Consider the following 15,938-nt stretch of genomic DNA (forward strand, 5'->3'; position numbering starts at 1 on the left):
AATGTCGGACCCTCCGGCTACCTTCGCCCCCATGGATTTGAAGATCGCGAACGTCACCGTCAACACCGACCGGCCGAAGGAACTCGCCGAATGGTGGCTCGCCGCGCTCGGCGGCGAGATCACCGCCGACTGGGGCGAGTACGTCATGGTCGGCCTCGGCGACGGCACCGGCATGGCCTTCCAGTTCGTCGAGGGCACGCAGCCCGGCCGCATCCACCTCGACCTCGTCACGACCGACGCAGAGAAGGAGGTCGCCCGCCTCATCGCCTCAGGCGCCACCCAGGTCTCCCACCACGAGGCCCCCGGCGGCGTCTTCTCCTGGACCGTCCTCAAGGACCCCGACGGCAACGAGTTCTGCGTGGCCGAGGGCCACGCATAGACCGACCGTTGGGGCGGGACCGGGCGAGCCCCTTGCGGTCCCACCCCAACGGCATTCCGAGGGCCGATCCGCGGCTTTGCCTCGCTTCGACTTACTGGACCAGTGAGCTCGCGGTCCTCAATCGCCGACAACGAGGAAGGAGCCCTCTCGGCTTGTCCTTCGGCTTCGCGGTTCGTTGTGGCCCGCGTTCGGTCGGGCAGCGACAAAGGGGTGTGAGGTGCCTCGGTCGCACTGCGGCCGCCCGGTCCGAGCCGCCCGGCACCCCTGCGCTGGCTGCCCGGGCCGTCTAGCGCGGGGTCGGTTCGGGGCGCTGGCCGACACGCCCGACCCCGGGGGACAGTGCTATTGACCTGCAGAAACATCGATGATTCACCCGATTGGGTGATGACAGTCGACCCCTGACCGATCTATGCTTGATACAGCACAAACAAGCGAAATCAGCCAGATCATTCGAGTACAGCGGAAGGGAGGCGAGACCCCGATGAGCCACTGCACCACCACCCCGATCACCACCCCGGTCGCATCGGACCGCCGCTCCCAGGCCCAAGCCATCCGCTCCACCCTCGACCACGCCGCCTCTCTCATCAACACCCAGCACGCGGCAGTCCTCGCCGCGGTGATCGAGATGAAGGCCTCTGGGCTGCATCGTTCCGAGTTCGGGTTCTCCGCCCTGCGGGATCTGTTGTTGTCGCAGTTCGACTTCACGTTCAACACGGCAGGCTCCGTCGCGGCCATCGCCAGACTCTCCGGGAAGTTCCGTCTCCTCGCGGAAGCGGCTACGACGGGGAAGGCCCGGATCGACCAGGTCGCCTTCGCGGTCCGCCAGTTGGACAAGACCCCCGCCATGCGCCTGTTCGCCCGCACCCCCTTCACGACACCAGTCCCCTCCCCCTTCGACGCTTCAGTCCAGTGCGCGACACCGGAAGCGATGGTCGCCCAGTACTGCGCCCATGCTTCGTTCAAAGACCTGCAACGCCACCTCGACGAACTCTGGGCCTCCATCGCCGAAGAAACCGAACTGCTGGACGAGTTGGGCGCACAGTCCCTGCAGCGCCTGGAGTTGATGCCGCAAGACAACGGCATGTGGAGCCTCTCCGCGGAACTCTCCGACACCACGGGCCGCCTGTTGGACAAGTACCTGCAGACCGCCTGCCCGCCACCCCGTCAAGAAGACCAAGACAGCGACGGCCTGCTCCCACCCCAGGAGCACCGGCACGCTGAAGCCCTCCACCAGCTCCTCGCCGGCTACGGGTCTTCCCCGCAGGCCGCGACCCGTCACGGGCACACCGCCACCCTCGATCTCACGGTCGATATCGAGACGTTGCAGGGCAAAGACACCGGCCGCCTCCCGCTGCTGGAGGGCGACCCGATCTCGGTTCCCAGGGCGCGCCTGCTCGCTTGCGAGGGCGTGGTGATCCCCTCGGTGTTCAACTACGCCACAGGCGAAGCGGTCGAACTCGGCCGGGCCCTGCGCCTGCCGAACACGGCGCTGCGGCGGAAGCTGGAGCTTGAGCAGCCGGGAGGTTGCGCCTGGTCGGGGTGTGGGCGCCCGGTCGCCTGGACCGAAGCCCACCACATCCAGCACTGGGCCGACGGCGGCCCCACGATCGCGGAGAACCTGATCCTGCTCTGCCGGTTCCACCACGGCCGCATCCACACCACCGGCTGGACCGTGGAGAAGACCGGCCCCGGCCAAGCCATCATCACCCACCACGACCACGCTGGCATCCAGAGCGCCCCCACCGACACCACGGCTGGGTGCGGCTGCTCCGACTGGCGCACCGATACCGACATGGACACTGAGCACACCGGCACCGACTGGGATGTCTTCCCGACCGGGCTGTACCGGTCGGAATGGTCCGAGGCCATGAAACCCGACCTCGATGCCCTGGCCGAGGCCATCGACCGAGACCGCGCCCTCAAAGCCATGCGAGCCGCCAAGGCCCGATGCCGAGAGAAGTTCGGGACACCGAACCAGGCAAGCCAAGCGAGCCAGGCGACACCGCCTCCGCCTCCGTCGATCATCCAGGCCCCCAAGCCTTCCAAACCCGCCGAAGCACCCAAAGCATCGAAGGTGATGGCTGGCCCGGCAAGGGAGGTCGACTACGGGGAGCCACCCTTCTTACTGTGCCCTCAGCGGGCGACTGCTGAGGGGAAGCGCCGCAACACCAGCAGCGCAGCCCGACACCCATATGGGATCGGGCCCCTCACCATGCCCAAGGAAGAAACCCGCCCCGGCACAACCCGGAACAGGCACTGCCGACAGCCGAAGAGCCAGCCCGGGAAGCAGCGGCCTCTTTGTCGCTGCCCGCCTGAACCCATACCCATCAGGCCCGGGAGGCCGACGAGCGAGCCTGAGAAGACGCCACACTCTTGCCGCCACCGCCTGCCTGCCCTATTGGTTGTCCCGCAGGGTGTTGGGAGCTTCGAAGCTCCAGATGGTCAGCGTGCTTCGGTTGAAGATGTCGTTCACGGGCGGAGCGCTTTACGAAGACGCTGCGCCAGTGCGGCAGCCGCGTCGGGGACTTGCTAGATGACAACGTTCTCGGCCAAGAGCGCGTGGAACTGCTGCTTCTCGTGGGGGACACCGGGCGGCGGGGGCGCGACATGCCAGAAGGCGATGTGCTCTTCGTCTTCTTATACGACTTCGTGGAAGAACCCGGGCTCGCCTGCAACCAGGGCACAGAAGAAGCCCTTGCCAGTCTTGGTGTTCCCGACGTAGGTCTCCACATCGAATGGCACTCGCGCCGGGCTGTGGTCGCCCATCGAGGTCTCCTTCCATGCGGCCAGACGCTCCGCGCCCATGATTCGTCCCGCGAGGCCGTCGGGAACCAACCGCGGGCGCTGGGTCGGGTCTTGACCCCGTTGACCCAACGCCCGCGGCGTTCCGGGGGCTCATCCGCGAGCGCGGGATCCGGCTGCCCAACCGCTGCCGGTTCCGCGCCCGCGGTGCTCCTATTCCAGTACCCGCGCGAACGCGGTCCTGGTCTCTTCGAATACCTCCGCGCCCGGGCGGGCCCAGAGCGCGTCGTTGAACAGTTCGACCTCGATCAGGCCGTCGAAACCGGTCGCGTCCACTTCGGCCAGATAGCGCTTGAAGTCCACGCAGCCGTCGCCCAACTGGCCTCGGCCGGTGAGCACGCCCGCCGGGAGCGGGGTGACCCAGTCGGCGAGCTGGAACGAGGCGATGCGGCCTTCACGGCCGGCGCGCGTGATCCCTTGCCACACTTGCGGGTCCCACCAGATGTGGTACGTGTCGACCACGACGCCGACCTGCTCGGCCGGGAACGGCGCGGCCAGGTCCAGTGCCTCGTTGATCGTCGTCACGACGCACCGGTCGCTCGCGAACATCGGGTGCAGCGGCTCGATCGACAACGTCACGTCGCGCTCGCCCGCATACGGGGCGAGGACCGACAGTGCCTCTTTGACGCCTTCACGGGCGCTGTCGATCGTGCCGCCGTCCGGGATGCCTCCCGAGACGAGCACCAGCGTCGGGGCGCCCAGCGTCGCCGCTTCGTCGATCGCCCGCTTGTTGTCATCGATCGCCGCTGGCGTCGGCTCCGTGAAGAACCCGGCTCTGCACAGGCTCGTCACCTGGACGCCGGCGTCCTTCACGAGCTTCGCGCTCGCCTCGACGCCCATCTCCTGCACCGGTTCACGCCACAGGCCGATCCCGGAACCGGTGCGCGCGCAGGCCTCGACGGCTTCGCGCTGGTCCCAGAACTTCGCCGTCGCGTGGTTGAAGGAGAACCGCTCCAAGATGCTCATGCGAGGGTCCGCTTCGGCTGGCCCGCGACCTTCAACAGGGCGTTGAACCGGTCCATGGCCAGGGCCTCGTCCGGGAAGAGGTTCACTTCCAGCGCCAGGTCCACGATCTCGCTGAAGTGCTCGATCGAGCGGGCCGATTCCAAGCCGCCGACCATCTTGAAGTGGTCCTGGTAGCCCGAAAGCCACGCCAGGAACACCACGCCGGTCTTGTAGTTGAACGTGGGGGCCTCGAAGACCTTCCGCGCCAGCGGGATCGTCGGGTCCAGGATCGCGTGGAAACCGGCCACGTCGCCTTCGTCCAAGCGCTGCACGGCCTTCGACGCGAGCGGCGCGAGCGGGTCGAAGATCCCCAGCAGCGCGTCCGAGTAGCCGAACTCGTCCCCGGCGATGAGCCGCGGGTAGTTGAAGTCGTCGCCGGTGTAGCAGCGGACCCCTTCGGGGAGCCTGCGGCGCAAGGCGATCTCGGCCTCGGCGTCGAGGAGGCTCATCTTGATGCCGTCCACTTTCGACGCGTTCTCGGTGATGATCTCGACGAACGTGTCCGCGGCCTCATCGAGGTCCGAAGAGCCCCAATAGCCTTCGAGCGACGGGTCGAACATCGGGCCGAGCCAGTGCATGATGGCCTTGCCGCTGACTTCGCTCAGCAGCTCGGAGTAGAGCGACTTGTAGTCGTCCGGGCCCTTGGCGCTCGCGGCCATCGCCCTGGAGCACATCAGGATCGTGCCCGCACCGGCGTCCTCGACGATCGCGAGCTGCTCGAGGTAGGTCGCGCGGATCTCGTCCATCGTGGTCGAGACGGCGCCGAGCTGGTCGGTGCCCACGCCGCACGCGAGGAGGTCGTCCGGTCCCGCGGCCTCAGCCGAGCGCCGGATGAGCTGCTTGGTGGCCTCCCAGTCGAGGCCCATGCCGCGCTGCGCGGTGTCCATCGCGTCGGCGACGCCGAGACCGAGGTCCCACAGGTGCCTGCGGTAGCCGATCGTGGCGTCCCAGTCGACCGTGGCCGGCCGGCCGGGGCCGTTGTCGGCCAGCGGGTCCGCGACCACGTGGGCCGCGGAGTAGATGACGCGCGAGGAGAACTTGCGGCTCACAGGACCAGGTCCTCCAGGTCGATGCGGCGGCCTTCGCGGGCGGACTGGTAGCCGGCCTCGGCGAGCTGCACGCCGCGGGCGGCGGCCAGGAAGTCGTGGTGCCACGGCTCGTCGTCGACGACGTGGCGCAGGAACTCCTCCCACTGCAGCTTGAAGCCGTTGTCGAAGACCTCGTTGTCGGGCACCTCGTGCCACTGCTGCCGGAAGGGGATCGGCTGGTCGATGTCGGGGTTCCACACGGGCTTCGGGGTGTGGACGCGGTGCTGGGCGCGGGCCTTGCGCAGCCCGGCGATCGCGGAGCCCTCGGTGCCGTCGACGTGGAACTCGACGAGCTCCTCGCGGTCGACGCGGGTCGCCCAGGAGGAGTTCATCTGGACGACGGTGCCGTCCTGCAATTCGAAGAACGCGTAGGCGGCGTCGTCGGCGGTGGCCGCGTAGGCCTTGCCGTTCTCGTCGAAGCGCTCGGGGATGTGGGTGGTGACGTGGGCGGTCACGGACTTGACCGGCGAGAAGGTCTCTTCGAAGACATAGGACCAGTGGGGGAACATGTCGAGGACCATGCCGCCGCCGTCCTCGGCGCGGTAGTTCCACGAAGGCCGTTGGGCCTCTTGCCAGTCGCCTTCGAAGACCCAGTAGCCGAATTCGCCGCGCACGGACAGGACCCGGCCGAAGAACCCGGAGTCGACCAGGCGCTTGAGCTTGCGCAGGCCCGGAAGGTACAGCTTGTCGGCGACCGCGCCGTTCTTGACGCCGGCGTCGCGCGCGGCGCGGGCCAGGCCCAGGGCGTCGTCGAGGTTCGTGGCGATGGGCTTCTCGGTGTACACGTGCTTGCCGGCCTTGATGGCGGCGTTGACGGCGGCGAGGCGGTGCTGGGTGGTGAGGGCGTCGAAGTAGACGTCGATCTTGTCGTCGCCCAGGGCCTCGTCAAGGCTGGTGGTGTACTTGTCCAGACCGTGGCGGCCGGCGATCTCGGCGAGCTTGTCGGCGCTGCGGCCGACCAGGGTGAGCTCGGGCCAGATCACGCTGCCGTCGGCGCGCTCCACGCCGCCCTGCTCGCGGATGGCGAGAAGGGAGCGCACGAGGTGCTGCCGGTAGCCCATGCGACCGGTCACCCCGTTGAGGGCGATGCCGACGGTGATTCTCTCTGCCATAGGGATGTGCTCCAGACCTTGCCAGGTAACGGCTCCGCAAGCGTTCACCGAAAGGCGACAGGCAAACGCTTTCTTAGTTTCCTGAACTATACATCAAACGACACCTATGTGAAAGCGGTCTCCTGACAGATTTCTCCGAACGATCATTTCCCGTTCGGAGGCTTGCGGAACGCGCAATGAAAAAGCCCCGACCGCGCGGTCGGGGCTCAATCACGTCGTTCTAGAGGTACTGCTCGCTGATGTCGGTGACCTCTTCAGCGGGTGCCCAGATCTGGTACACGCCGTTGTCGTAGGGCTCGAGTCCGAGCGAGCGGGCCACGTCGCTGCGCCCGCCGCGGTACTCCAGGCGCAGCCATTCGCCGGAGGAGCCGAGCACCAGGAACGGCTCGCCCCGCCAGGTGGCGACGGTCCGCACGTAGAAGAAGTCCTCGAGCTCGCCGATCGGCACGCCGCGCCGGAACCGGCCGTCGGCGACCTCGACGAAGCCGTCGCCGCCCGTGGGCGAGTAGAGCCGCACGTGGGCCCCGTCCGGGCTGGAGTCGTATTCGGCGCCCTTCCAGCGGGCGATGTAGCCGTCGCGCATCAGGCGTCCTTCCATTCGCGGTCGCGGTGGTCCAGGACGTGGGCCGCGCGTTCCTCGGGCTTGGGCCGCACCAGGTCGTAGTGGCCGTCGGCGTCGCCCCAGGCCTCGCCCAGCGCGCTGTCGTAGCCGGGGGCCGCGTCGTAGCCGTAGGCCTCGCCCATCGGGCCGCTCGGCGGCGGCGCGTCGCTGGAGGGCCCGGCCGGCAGCGCCGGCGTCGAAGGCGCCTCGATGGCCGCCGGTCCACCCTCGGCGAACGCTTGCGGAGCCGTAAATCCGCTCAAGTACGCGCCGTCGATCGGGGACCATTCGCGCGTGTCCGAGTCGTAGAGCGCGATCTCGGTGACCTCGCCGCGCGAGTCGATCCGCAGGATCTTCGCGCCGTGCGGCAGCCGCACGGAGTCGACCTTGTGCTCGGGGATGCGCTCGTCGCCTTCGGAGGGCGCGAAGCCGTCGCCGCGGAACGGGCCGGGCTCGACGACGGTGCCGCCGCGCGACTCGGCCGTCGCGAAGTCGTTGCCGCCGATGGCGGTCGGGTACAGGTCGGTGCGGTAGCCGATCCAGCGGAGCACGTGCACCGAGTCGTCGGCGGGGTTGAACTCCTCGCTCAAGCGGAGGAGCCCGAGCGCGAGGTACAGCTGCGCGGGCGTCCGCAGGTGGTCCACGGCCTCGGCGGGGTGGATGAAGCCGCCGACGCGGTCGTAGCCGCGTTCGAGGTAGAACGGCACCTGGTGGTGCGGGATGGTCTTCTGCCACAGGATCGGCTGCACGCGGTGCGACGGCGAGGCCGCGCGCGCGGCGGCGGCCTGGCGCTTCTCCATCTCGGTCGCGAACGTGAGCAGGTCCTTCGCCTCGGCCCACTTGAGGAGCGGCTCGATCTCGGGACCGGACATGTTGGCGCCGACCGAGGTGCCGGGGTTGACGTAGAGCGCGTAGTCCTGCGCGGGCCAGTGCTGGATGAGCCAGCCGAAGGGCACCGTGGTGTGCGGGGTGTCCTCTCCCGCGCGCTCGGCCATCCGCTCGAGCGTGGTGTAGACCGTGATCCCGATGATGCCGTCGACGATGTCGCTGGCCCAGCGGAACGAGGGGTCGCCGACCCGCAGGTGCGCGGCGGCGGGGTCCCCGACCGGGAGGATCACGCTGGCGCACAGCAGGGTCTGGAGGAACGCGGCGGTGTCGCCGGTGGACGCGGCCTCGGCCAGGAGCGGCTCGGCGTCGTCGCCGGTGAGCTCCGTCGGCCGCGCCTGCGATTGCGACTGCGGCTGCGCGCTCGGCTGCGGTTCGTCGGCCGGGCGGCGGCCGAAGGCGCTCGACATGGACGCGAACGACTCGGCGGACCGCGGCGGCTCGGAGCCGAAGGGGTCGCTGCCGAAGGCGTCGTCGCCGTTGAACGAGTCGGCCTTGCCGGGAGCGCCGAACGGGTCGTTCTGCGGACCGAACGAGTTCGGGCTCGCGAACGAATCGGCGTTGCCGGCGGGCGCGGCGTTCCCGAAGGACTCGCCGCCGAAGGACTGCCCGGCCGGGAACGGTTCCGGCGTGGCGGCCGGCGGCGCGGGTGCGCGCGTCGGCAGCGTCGTCGGGTCCGGCTGCTGGTCGCGCAGCCAGTCGGGTGCGTCGGGCCACTGGTCCTGCTGGTTCTGCCACTGCGGGTCGGCCGGGAACGCGGCTTCCTGCGGCGCGGGCGGGCTCGGCGGCTGCGAGAAGTGCTGCGGCTGGGACCCCACGTCGCGCGGCTGCGAGCCGAGGCCCCTGGACTGCGAGCCGAAGCCCGGCGGCCGGGACTGGTACGACTCGGGCTCGGGCGGCGGCTGCGAGGCGAACGAGTGACCGTTGAACGGGTCGGCCTCGGCCGCTTCGGGATCGCGCGGCGGCTGGCGCAGCGGGAGTCCCGCCTGGGTGGTACCGCCGACGGTGGACTGCTGGCCGGAGGAGCCGTTCAGACTCGAGGAGCCGTTGAGGTCCGAGGAGCGGCGCGGCGCGGGCGGCACCTCGGGCACCGGCGGGGCGGGGGGCATGAAGCTCCCCTGCCGCGGCTCGGGTGCGGGCGCCATCGGGTTCGCGAACGGGTCGGATTGCGCCACAGAAGAGAAGGTGTCGTTCTGCTGCTGCCCGTATGGGTCAGGAGCGGGTTCCGGTTCAGGTGCCGGGTCGGCCGGAACGGTCGTCATGCCCTGCGCGACCTGGGAGACGAACCAGGCCGGGAGGTAGCCCTCGATCGGCAGACCGGGGTTGACGGCGAGCCACCACTCCTCGTCGGGCCACGACTCGGCGAGCGACGCGAAGGACACGCGGCGGGACGCGCCGGCGTTGTCGCGCAAGCACACCTGCAGAGCGGCCTCGGAAGTGAAGGCGAGAATATGGGTGCGGTCGTCGGTGGTCCAGGTGGCCCAAGTGTCGGCGCCAGAGCTGCTCGCGTCCTCATAGGACAGTGGGAGGACGAGTTCGATCTGCGCCAGGATGCGGAAGTATCCGTCCTGGTCCTCGGCCCGCAGTGCCTCCCGGAGTCGGTGCTCGATCTCGTTACTGGGTTCCCACATCGATCCCACTCAGCCCTTCCCCCCTACCGGTCTTGGATGGGGCGGTGTCGAGCGAACGCGGCGTCCCCTCGCGATCGTCACCGTAACGCGAGGGCGTTGTCAAGTTTCCGTCAGTAGGGCGAGAATAACGAATTCATAAAGGAGAACGTGTGTCATTCCCACGCTGTGGGCATGCCCCTGTGTAACGATCCGGTTCTCATGGGGGACCGCTCTGCACGATACGTTCTCGCCTGCTTGTGCTCGACGCTGTTGGCGCTCTTGCTCTCCGCGCACACGGGCCGCGCCTCCGCGCCCGTCGCCTGGCACCTCTCCGCCGTCGCCGCTCCCGAGGCCTGGCCGACGGCCACCGGCGAGGGCGTCACCGTCGCCGTCGTCGACTCGGGAGTGGACGCCGACCATCCCGATCTCGAGGACGCCGTGCTGCCGGGCCGCAGCTACGTCGACGTCGACCCCGGCGCCGAGCCGCGGCTCCTCGTCCTCGGCTCCGATCCCGGCCCGGTCTACGAGCGGGCCTTCGGCCAGGCCGACCCGGTCGGCCACGGCACCGCCGTCGCCGGGCTCATCGCCGGGCGCGCCGACTCCCTTCACCCCGGGGTCGCCCCCGACGCCGCGATCCTGCCGATCCGCGTCCTCGACGACGAGAACCGCTACCACGATTCGGCGATGGTCGGCGCGGCCGTCGAATGGGCCGTCGACAACGGCGCCGACGTCGTGAACCTCTCCCTCGGCGGCCACTACGACTCCGCGCGGTTCGCCGAGGCCATCGCCTACGCCGAACGCCATGACGTGCTCATCGTGGCCTGCACCGGGAACCAGCACAGGGACGGGCCGAGCGAGGACGTCTGGTTCCCCGCCCGCATGCCCGAGGTGCTCGCCGTGACCGGTTCCGACCAGCGCGGCGAGCGCTGGAGGACCGCCGTCACCGGCGAGGCGACCGATCTCGCCGCGCCGGGCGCGAACCTGACCGCGCTCAAGGCCGGCGGCGGGTACAAGACCGTGACCGGCACGTCGTTCGCCTCGGCGGTCGTCTCGGGCGCGGCGGCCGTGGTGCGCTCGGCGCACCCGGAGTGGACCGCCGACCAGGTCCGCCGGGCGCTCACCGAGACGGCCGTCGCCGCTGACCCGGACCTCGGCGAAGGGATTCTCGACGTCGCGGCCGCGGTCGAGGCCGACGTGTCGCCGCGGTCGGCCGAGGAGTCGGAGGCCGAGGTCTCACCGGTCTGGAGCGCGGTCGCGACCGCCGCCGGTGGCGGCCTGATCGGCATGTCCGCGCTGCTCCTGCGCGGCGGGCGCGGCAATCGGGGAAGCAGCGGTTTGCCGGGCCGCCCGCGTACCATGGCCGGGTGACCGCCGCCGACGCCCGGAAGGGCACAGAAAGCGAGCTGGCGAAGAAGCGCCGGGCCCGCGTGATCGACCGCCTTCTCGCCGCGGCCCACCCGGACGCCCACTGCGAGCTCGACTACGGCAACCCGCTCGAACTCGCGATCGCCACGATCCTCTCGGCGCAGTGCACCGATGTGCGGGTCAACCTGACCACCCCGGCGCTCTTCAAGCGGTACCGCGACGCCGCCGACTACGCCGAGGCGAACCCCGAGGACGTCGAGGCGATCATCCGTCCGACGGGCTTCTACCGCAACAAGACCAAGTCGATCATCGGCCTCGGCAAGGCCCTGGTCGAGCACCACGGCGGCAGGCTCCCCGAGGACATGGACTCCCTCGTGAAGCTCCCGGGCATCGGCCGCAAGACGGCGAACGTCATTCGCGGCAACGCCTTCGGCGTACCGGGCATCACCGTCGACACGCACATGATCCGCATCACGAACCGCCTCGGCCTGGTCGACGGCAACGACCCCGTGAAACTGGAGTTCCAGCTCCAGAAGCTCGTCGAGCCCCGCGAGTGGACCATGTTCTCGCACCGGATCATCTTCCACGGCCGCCGCGTCTGCATCGCCCGCAAACCCGCGTGCGGGGCCTGCACGCTCGCCGCGCATTGCCCGTCCTACGGCGAGGGCCCGACGGACCCGGCCGAGGCCGCGAAGCTTCTCAAGGGCGACAACGTGGACGAGCTCATTCGTCTCGCGGGCATCGAACACGCGGTGGGCGCGTGAAGCGGGTCCTGACCGCCGCGGCGGCACTGTTCTTCTCGGCCGCCTGCACGGCCGAGTCCCCCGAGCCCGGCGTCGCCTCCGCGGACGCGGGCGAACCGACCTGGTCGGTCGCGTGCGCCTCGGGCTCGGCCCCGATCGACGGGGTCGGCGACCTCGAACTCGACTGCCTCGGCGACGAAGCGGCCACCGCTGTCGGCGCGGGCGACAAGCCGCTCGTCATCGTCCTGTGGGCCAGCTGGTGCGTGCCGTGCCAGGCCGAAGCCCCTGAGGTCGAGGCCTTCTACCAAGCGCACGGCAACGCGGTGGACGTCCTCGGCGTCGACACCGCCGACACGCGGGACCAGGGCCGCTGGTTCGCCGAGGAGTTCGCCATGACCTTTCCCTCCGTCTCCGATCCCGAAGAGGCGATCCGCATCGGCCTCGGCGTCCCGGCCCTGCCCGGCGTCGCGTTCGTGAACCCGGACGGCACGGTCGCCGAGCTCGTCGTCGAACCGGGCGTCACCGCCGAGAGCCTCACCGCGGCCGCCGAATCGGCGTTCGGAATGGAGCTGTCGTGACGCCCGATCCCCGCCCCGACTGGTGGCGCCCGCTGATGAAGGCCGCGGCGGAAGCCGAGCCGCCCAAGGTCATGCGCGTCATCGCCGACCACTTCCACCCGCACGCCGAGGAGAACGCCCGCTCGGCCTCGGTCCTGGTGCTCCTCCGGGACGACCCCGACGACGGCCCCTCGGTCCTGCTGCAGCAGCGGGCCGCGACGCTGCGCAACCATCCCGGCGAGGTCGCCTTCCCCGGCGGCGCCGCCGACCCCGGCGATGCCGACGCGGTGGCGACGGCGCTGCGCGAGGCCGCCGAGGAACTCGCGGTCGAACCCGACTCGGTCGCGGTCGGCGGCACCCTGCCGGCGCTGTGGATCCCGGTCTCGGGCTTCGCGGTCACCCCGGTCCTCGCACTGTGGACGAGGCCGCACCTGGTCGCGCCGCAGGCGGCCTCCGAAGTCGCTGCGGCCCACCAGGTCCCGCTGCCGCTGCTGGCCGATCCGGACTCGCGCGGCATGGTCACCTACCCTTCGGGCCGCGCCGGACCGGGCTTCCAGGTCACGGGCGTACCCCTGATTTGGGGCTTCACCGCCGGGGTACTGTCGTGGCTCCTGGACCTGGGCGGCTGGGCCCGCCCGTGGGACACCGGCCGGACGATGGAGCTCGAGAAGCACTGAGGGGCATCCAGAAAGAGGTGGCGTATGGAGCCGACCACTGCGGGACTCCTCGTGGACGTCGTCATCGTGCTGCTGGCGCTCCTGTTCGCGATCAACGGTTACCGCGAGGGGTTCATCGCCTCCGCGACCACTTTCCTGGGCTTCCTCGGCGGGGCGCTCATCGGGATCCAGATCGCGCCGTTCGCCGCCGACTTCTACACCGAGGCGCTCGCGAAGCTCATCGCCGCGCTCGTGGTCGTCTTCGCGCTCTCTTTGGGCGGCATGGCCCTCGCGACCTCCCTCGGCTACAAGCTCCGCAAACGCCTGCGCTCCAACGGCTCCAAGCGCATCGACCATCTCGCCGGCCCGGTGGTCTCGGTGGCCGCCGTGCTGCTCGTGACCTGGGTCGCCGCCGCACCGCTGGCGAACTCCTCGATGCCCGCGGTCGCCTCGGCGATCCGCAACTCCAGTCTCGTGAGCGGCATCGACGAGTACATGCCGGAGGCCGTGAAGGGCGTCTACGAGTCGATGCGGGAGTCCTTGAACACCTCGGGGATGCCCGACGTCTTCTCCGGGCTCGACCCGACCGAGGCCCGCTCGGTAGAGGCGCCCGACCCCGAACTCGCCGCCTCCGGAGTCGTCCAGAACGCGGAGGACTCGGTGCTCAAGGTGCACGGTTCGGCGCCGTCCTGCGACCGGCAGATCGAGGGCTCGAGCTTCGTCTACGAGGACGACCTCGTGGTGACGAACGCGCACGTCGTGGCCGGCACCGATGACGTGCAGGTCGAATCGGACGGCGACCTGCTCGACGCCGACGTGATCGTGTTCGAGCCCGAGAAGGACCTGGCGATCCTGTCGGTCCCGGGCCTGGACGCCGAGCCCCTGCCGCTGCAGGGCGAGACGGCGGGCTCGGGCGACGACGCGATCGTCCTGGGCTATCCGGCCGGCGGCCCGTACACCGCGACCGCCGCTCGCGTGCGCGAGGCGCGGGTGGTCACGGGCCCCGACATCTACGACGACGGGACCGTGACGCGCGAGGTCTACCAGCTGTACGCGCACATCATCGGCGGCAATTCGGGCGGTCCGCTGCTCAACCCGAACGGCGAGGTGATCGGGGTCATCTTCGCCGCCGCGGTGGACGATCCGGAGACCGGCTACGCGCTGACGATGGACGAGTCGGCGCCTGTCCTGGACGCCGGGAGGACCGCTTCGGACCCCGTCGGCACGGGATCGTGCACGTGACCTTGTGGGTTCCTGTGGGATTACGCCATTGCCTGGTACTGGGCGTGGCGTCACAATGCGGGTAGGCTGTACCGGTCGCTGTCGACGCTTTCCGTTTTCCGGAACGTAACTCCAGCTGAGACGGCGTGGTGAGTCTCTCGGGGTGACGCTCGGAACGGACGGAACGCATTCATTCGGATACGAATGTCGATTTCGGCTTCCAAGGTGCGCATGTGGATTTACGGGGGTCTCGCTCCCGCAATGCGGACAAGAGGCATAGACTCAGTACTTGCACTAGCGGTGCGTTGAAGAAAGGTGCGAACGGGTATGGAAGATGTATTGGCCAGGGCCGCCCTGTTCAAGGGGGTCGACCCCGAAGCTGTCGAGTCACTCATCAAAGAGATGGAGTACGTCGACGTCAACAAGGGCCAGACCGTCTTCACGGAGAACGAACCGGGTGACAGTCTGTACATCGTCATGTCCGGGAAGGTGAAGCTCGGGCGCCGCTCCGCCGACGGCCGCCAGAACCTGATCGCGGTCATGGGCCCGTCCGACATGGTCGGCGAGCTCGCGCTGTTCGACCCCGGACCCCGCACCGCCACCGCCACCGCTCTGACCGACACCCGCATGGCCCGCCTCTCGAAGACGGCCCTGCGCCCTTGGCTGGCGAACCGACCCGAGATCGCCGAGCAGCTCCTGCGCGTCATAGCGCGCCGGCTTCGCCGCACGAACGACTCGATGGCGGACCTCATCTTCACCGACGTGCCCGGTCGCGTCGCGAAGGCCCTGCTGCACATGGCGAGCCGCTTCGGCACCCGTGACGGCGGCGTCCTGCGCGTCACCCACGACCTCACGCAGGAGGAGCTGGCCCAGCTCGTCGGCGCTTCGCGCGAGACTGTGAACAAGGCGCTTGCCGATTTCGCCGGGCGCGGTTGGCTGCGTCTGGACGGCAAGAGCGTGATCATCATGGACCCCGAGCGTTTGGCTCGGCGCGCCCGCGTGTAACACGCAAGGATGACTCTGAAGGCCCCCGGCTCTGCCGGGGGCCTTCGTCCTTTTCCCAGCAAGTGCGGGTGATCACCCGGGCCTCCGCCCTTGGGCGATTCGACGTTCGCGCCCGCGTCCGTCTAGACTTCCCGTAATCATCCCGGAGTCTGCTGAAGGAGCGTTGTGGCAGGGCAACTGAACGTCGAAGTGGTAGCAGTCGACTCGAAGGTGTGGTCCGGTGCGGCCAAGGCCGTGTACGCGCGCACCACTGAGGGCGAACTGGGCATCCTCCCCGGACACCAGCCGCTGCTGGGCGAGCTGAAGATCGACAGCACCGTACGGGTGCAGCCGGTCGACGGCGGCGAACTGGCCTGGCAGATCGAGGGCGGCTTCCTGTCGGTGACTACCGACGGGGCCACCATCCTCGCCGAGACCGCCGAGGCGGTCGCCCCCGCTTCGGCATAGCCATGCTGAAGGCACTGCTCGTCGTCGCCGCACTGGCGGCGGCCGTCGCGGTGTTCTTGGTGCTGACCTACGTCCGGCGCTCCTTCGTGTCCCGTTCGGGCTCGGTGGCCATGGCCGCCCGGCTCTCCCGGCACATGGAGGGGCGCGGCTGGGCACCCGGTTTCGCGGTGTACGAGAGCGGCACGCTGCGCTGGTACCGGATGTTCTCGCTGGCGTTCGGGCCGCGCTACCTGCTCTCGCGCCATGACCTCCAGGTCTCGGAGCGCCGCAAGCCGGTCGGTCCGGAGGCCCAGATCTTCCCCCCGGAAGTCGCGATCCTGCGCTGCAAGAGCGCCGCGGGCGAAGTCGAGCTCGCGATGACCACTTCGGCGGTCACCGGCTTCCTCTCCTGGCTCGAAGCGGCCCCGCCCGGGGCCGAGTTCTACTCGGGCCGGGACTAGAACGAAACGCCTCCTCCGTCGA

The 15,938-nt window shown here is 69.6% G+C and carries 16 protein-coding genes; 10 read left to right on the top strand and 6 right to left on the bottom strand.

Annotation, left to right across the window (positions count from 1 at the left end):
* Positions 1-31: 31 nt before the first annotated feature.
* Both ACFO8M_RS05100 and ACFO8M_RS05105 read left to right on the top strand, forming a co-directional pair.
* On the top strand, positions 32-379 hold the full coding sequence (locus ACFO8M_RS05100; RefSeq protein ID WP_387971449.1) for a VOC family protein: 348 nt from the start codon (positions 32-34) through the stop codon (positions 377-379).
* 481 nt (positions 380-860) lie between these two features.
* Positions 861-2,912: an HNH endonuclease signature motif containing protein gene (locus ACFO8M_RS05105; protein WP_387971452.1), complete on the top strand. Its 2,052-nt coding sequence runs from the start codon at positions 861-863 to the stop codon at positions 2,910-2,912.
* A gap of 104 nt (positions 2,913-3,016) precedes the next feature.
* On the opposite strand, the gene ACFO8M_RS05110 is transcribed toward ACFO8M_RS05105, so the two are convergent.
* The 6 genes from ACFO8M_RS05110 to ACFO8M_RS05135 all read right to left on the bottom strand — a co-directional run bounded on the left by ACFO8M_RS05110 (position 3,017) and on the right by ACFO8M_RS05135 (position 9,503).
* Positions 3,017-3,184, bottom strand: a complete 168-nt coding sequence (locus ACFO8M_RS05110) for a hypothetical protein (RefSeq protein WP_387971455.1) — start codon at positions 3,182-3,184, stop codon at positions 3,017-3,019.
* A gap of 150 nt (positions 3,185-3,334) precedes the next feature.
* Entirely contained in the window at positions 3,335-4,147 is an 813-nt protein-coding gene (locus ACFO8M_RS05115) for a sugar phosphate isomerase/epimerase family protein (protein ID WP_387971458.1), read from the bottom strand.
* A complete protein-coding gene (locus ACFO8M_RS05120; RefSeq protein ID WP_387971460.1) occupies positions 4,144-5,235 on the bottom strand; it encodes a dihydrodipicolinate synthase family protein in 1,092 nt (363 codons plus the stop codon). Before ACFO8M_RS05120 ends, ACFO8M_RS05115 begins: the two co-directional genes overlap by 4 nt.
* Entirely contained in the window at positions 5,232-6,386 is a 1,155-nt protein-coding gene (locus ACFO8M_RS05125) for a Gfo/Idh/MocA family protein (RefSeq protein WP_387971463.1), read from the bottom strand. The genes ACFO8M_RS05120 and ACFO8M_RS05125 overlap by 4 nt, the downstream gene beginning before the upstream one ends.
* Positions 6,387-6,606: 220 nt before the next feature.
* Positions 6,607-6,972 carry a hypothetical protein gene (locus tag ACFO8M_RS05130; RefSeq protein WP_387971692.1) on the bottom strand — a complete coding sequence of 122 codons (366 nt, stop codon included), beginning with the start codon at positions 6,970-6,972 and terminating at the stop codon, positions 6,607-6,609.
* On the bottom strand, positions 6,969-9,503 hold the full coding sequence (locus tag ACFO8M_RS05135) for an SseB family protein (RefSeq protein ID WP_387971466.1): 2,535 nt from the start codon (positions 9,501-9,503) through the stop codon (positions 6,969-6,971). The genes ACFO8M_RS05130 and ACFO8M_RS05135 overlap by 4 nt, the downstream gene beginning before the upstream one ends.
* 249 nt (positions 9,504-9,752) lie before the next feature.
* On the opposite strand from ACFO8M_RS05135, the gene ACFO8M_RS05140 reads away from it, so the two are divergent.
* The 8 genes from ACFO8M_RS05140 (at position 9,753) to ACFO8M_RS05175 (ending at position 15,916) form a co-directional block, all read left to right on the top strand.
* Entirely contained in the window at positions 9,753-10,850 is a 1,098-nt protein-coding gene (locus ACFO8M_RS05140) for a S8 family serine peptidase (RefSeq protein ID WP_387971469.1), read from the top strand.
* Positions 10,847-11,611 (top strand): endonuclease III, encoded by a 765-nt coding sequence (nth, locus tag ACFO8M_RS05145; RefSeq protein WP_387971472.1) that lies wholly within the window; start codon positions 10,847-10,849, stop codon positions 11,609-11,611. The genes ACFO8M_RS05140 and nth overlap by 4 nt, the downstream gene beginning before the upstream one ends.
* Positions 11,608-12,168 (top strand): TlpA family protein disulfide reductase, encoded by a 561-nt coding sequence (locus tag ACFO8M_RS05150; RefSeq protein ID WP_387971475.1) that lies wholly within the window; start codon positions 11,608-11,610, stop codon positions 12,166-12,168. Before nth ends, ACFO8M_RS05150 begins: the two co-directional genes overlap by 4 nt.
* Positions 12,165-12,824, top strand: coding sequence for an NUDIX hydrolase (locus tag ACFO8M_RS05155; protein ID WP_387971478.1), 660 nt, complete (start codon positions 12,165-12,167; stop codon positions 12,822-12,824). Before ACFO8M_RS05150 ends, ACFO8M_RS05155 begins: the two co-directional genes overlap by 4 nt.
* Before the next feature lie 24 nt (positions 12,825-12,848).
* Positions 12,849-14,045, top strand: coding sequence for a MarP family serine protease (locus tag ACFO8M_RS05160; protein ID WP_387971480.1), 1,197 nt, complete (start codon positions 12,849-12,851; stop codon positions 14,043-14,045).
* Positions 14,046-14,351: 306 nt separating this feature from the next.
* Positions 14,352-15,029 carry a Crp/Fnr family transcriptional regulator gene (locus ACFO8M_RS05165; protein WP_026924818.1) on the top strand — a complete coding sequence of 226 codons (678 nt, stop codon included), beginning with the start codon at positions 14,352-14,354 and terminating at the stop codon, positions 15,027-15,029.
* A 165-nt stretch (positions 15,030-15,194) separates the two neighbouring features.
* The gene (locus tag ACFO8M_RS05170) at positions 15,195-15,476 is read left to right on the top strand and encodes a F0F1 ATP synthase subunit epsilon (protein ID WP_387971484.1); all 282 of its coding nucleotides are present in this window, start codon (positions 15,195-15,197) and stop codon (positions 15,474-15,476) included.
* Positions 15,477-15,478: 2 nt separating this feature from the next.
* The gene (locus ACFO8M_RS05175) at positions 15,479-15,916 is read left to right on the top strand and encodes a DUF2550 domain-containing protein (RefSeq protein ID WP_387971487.1); all 438 of its coding nucleotides are present in this window, start codon (positions 15,479-15,481) and stop codon (positions 15,914-15,916) included.
* Positions 15,917-15,938 lie beyond the last annotated feature (22 nt).

This window comes from Glycomyces rhizosphaerae, assembly GCF_042647865.1.
Taxonomy (GTDB): Bacteria; Actinomycetota; Actinomycetes; order Mycobacteriales; family Micromonosporaceae; genus Glycomyces; species Glycomyces rhizosphaerae.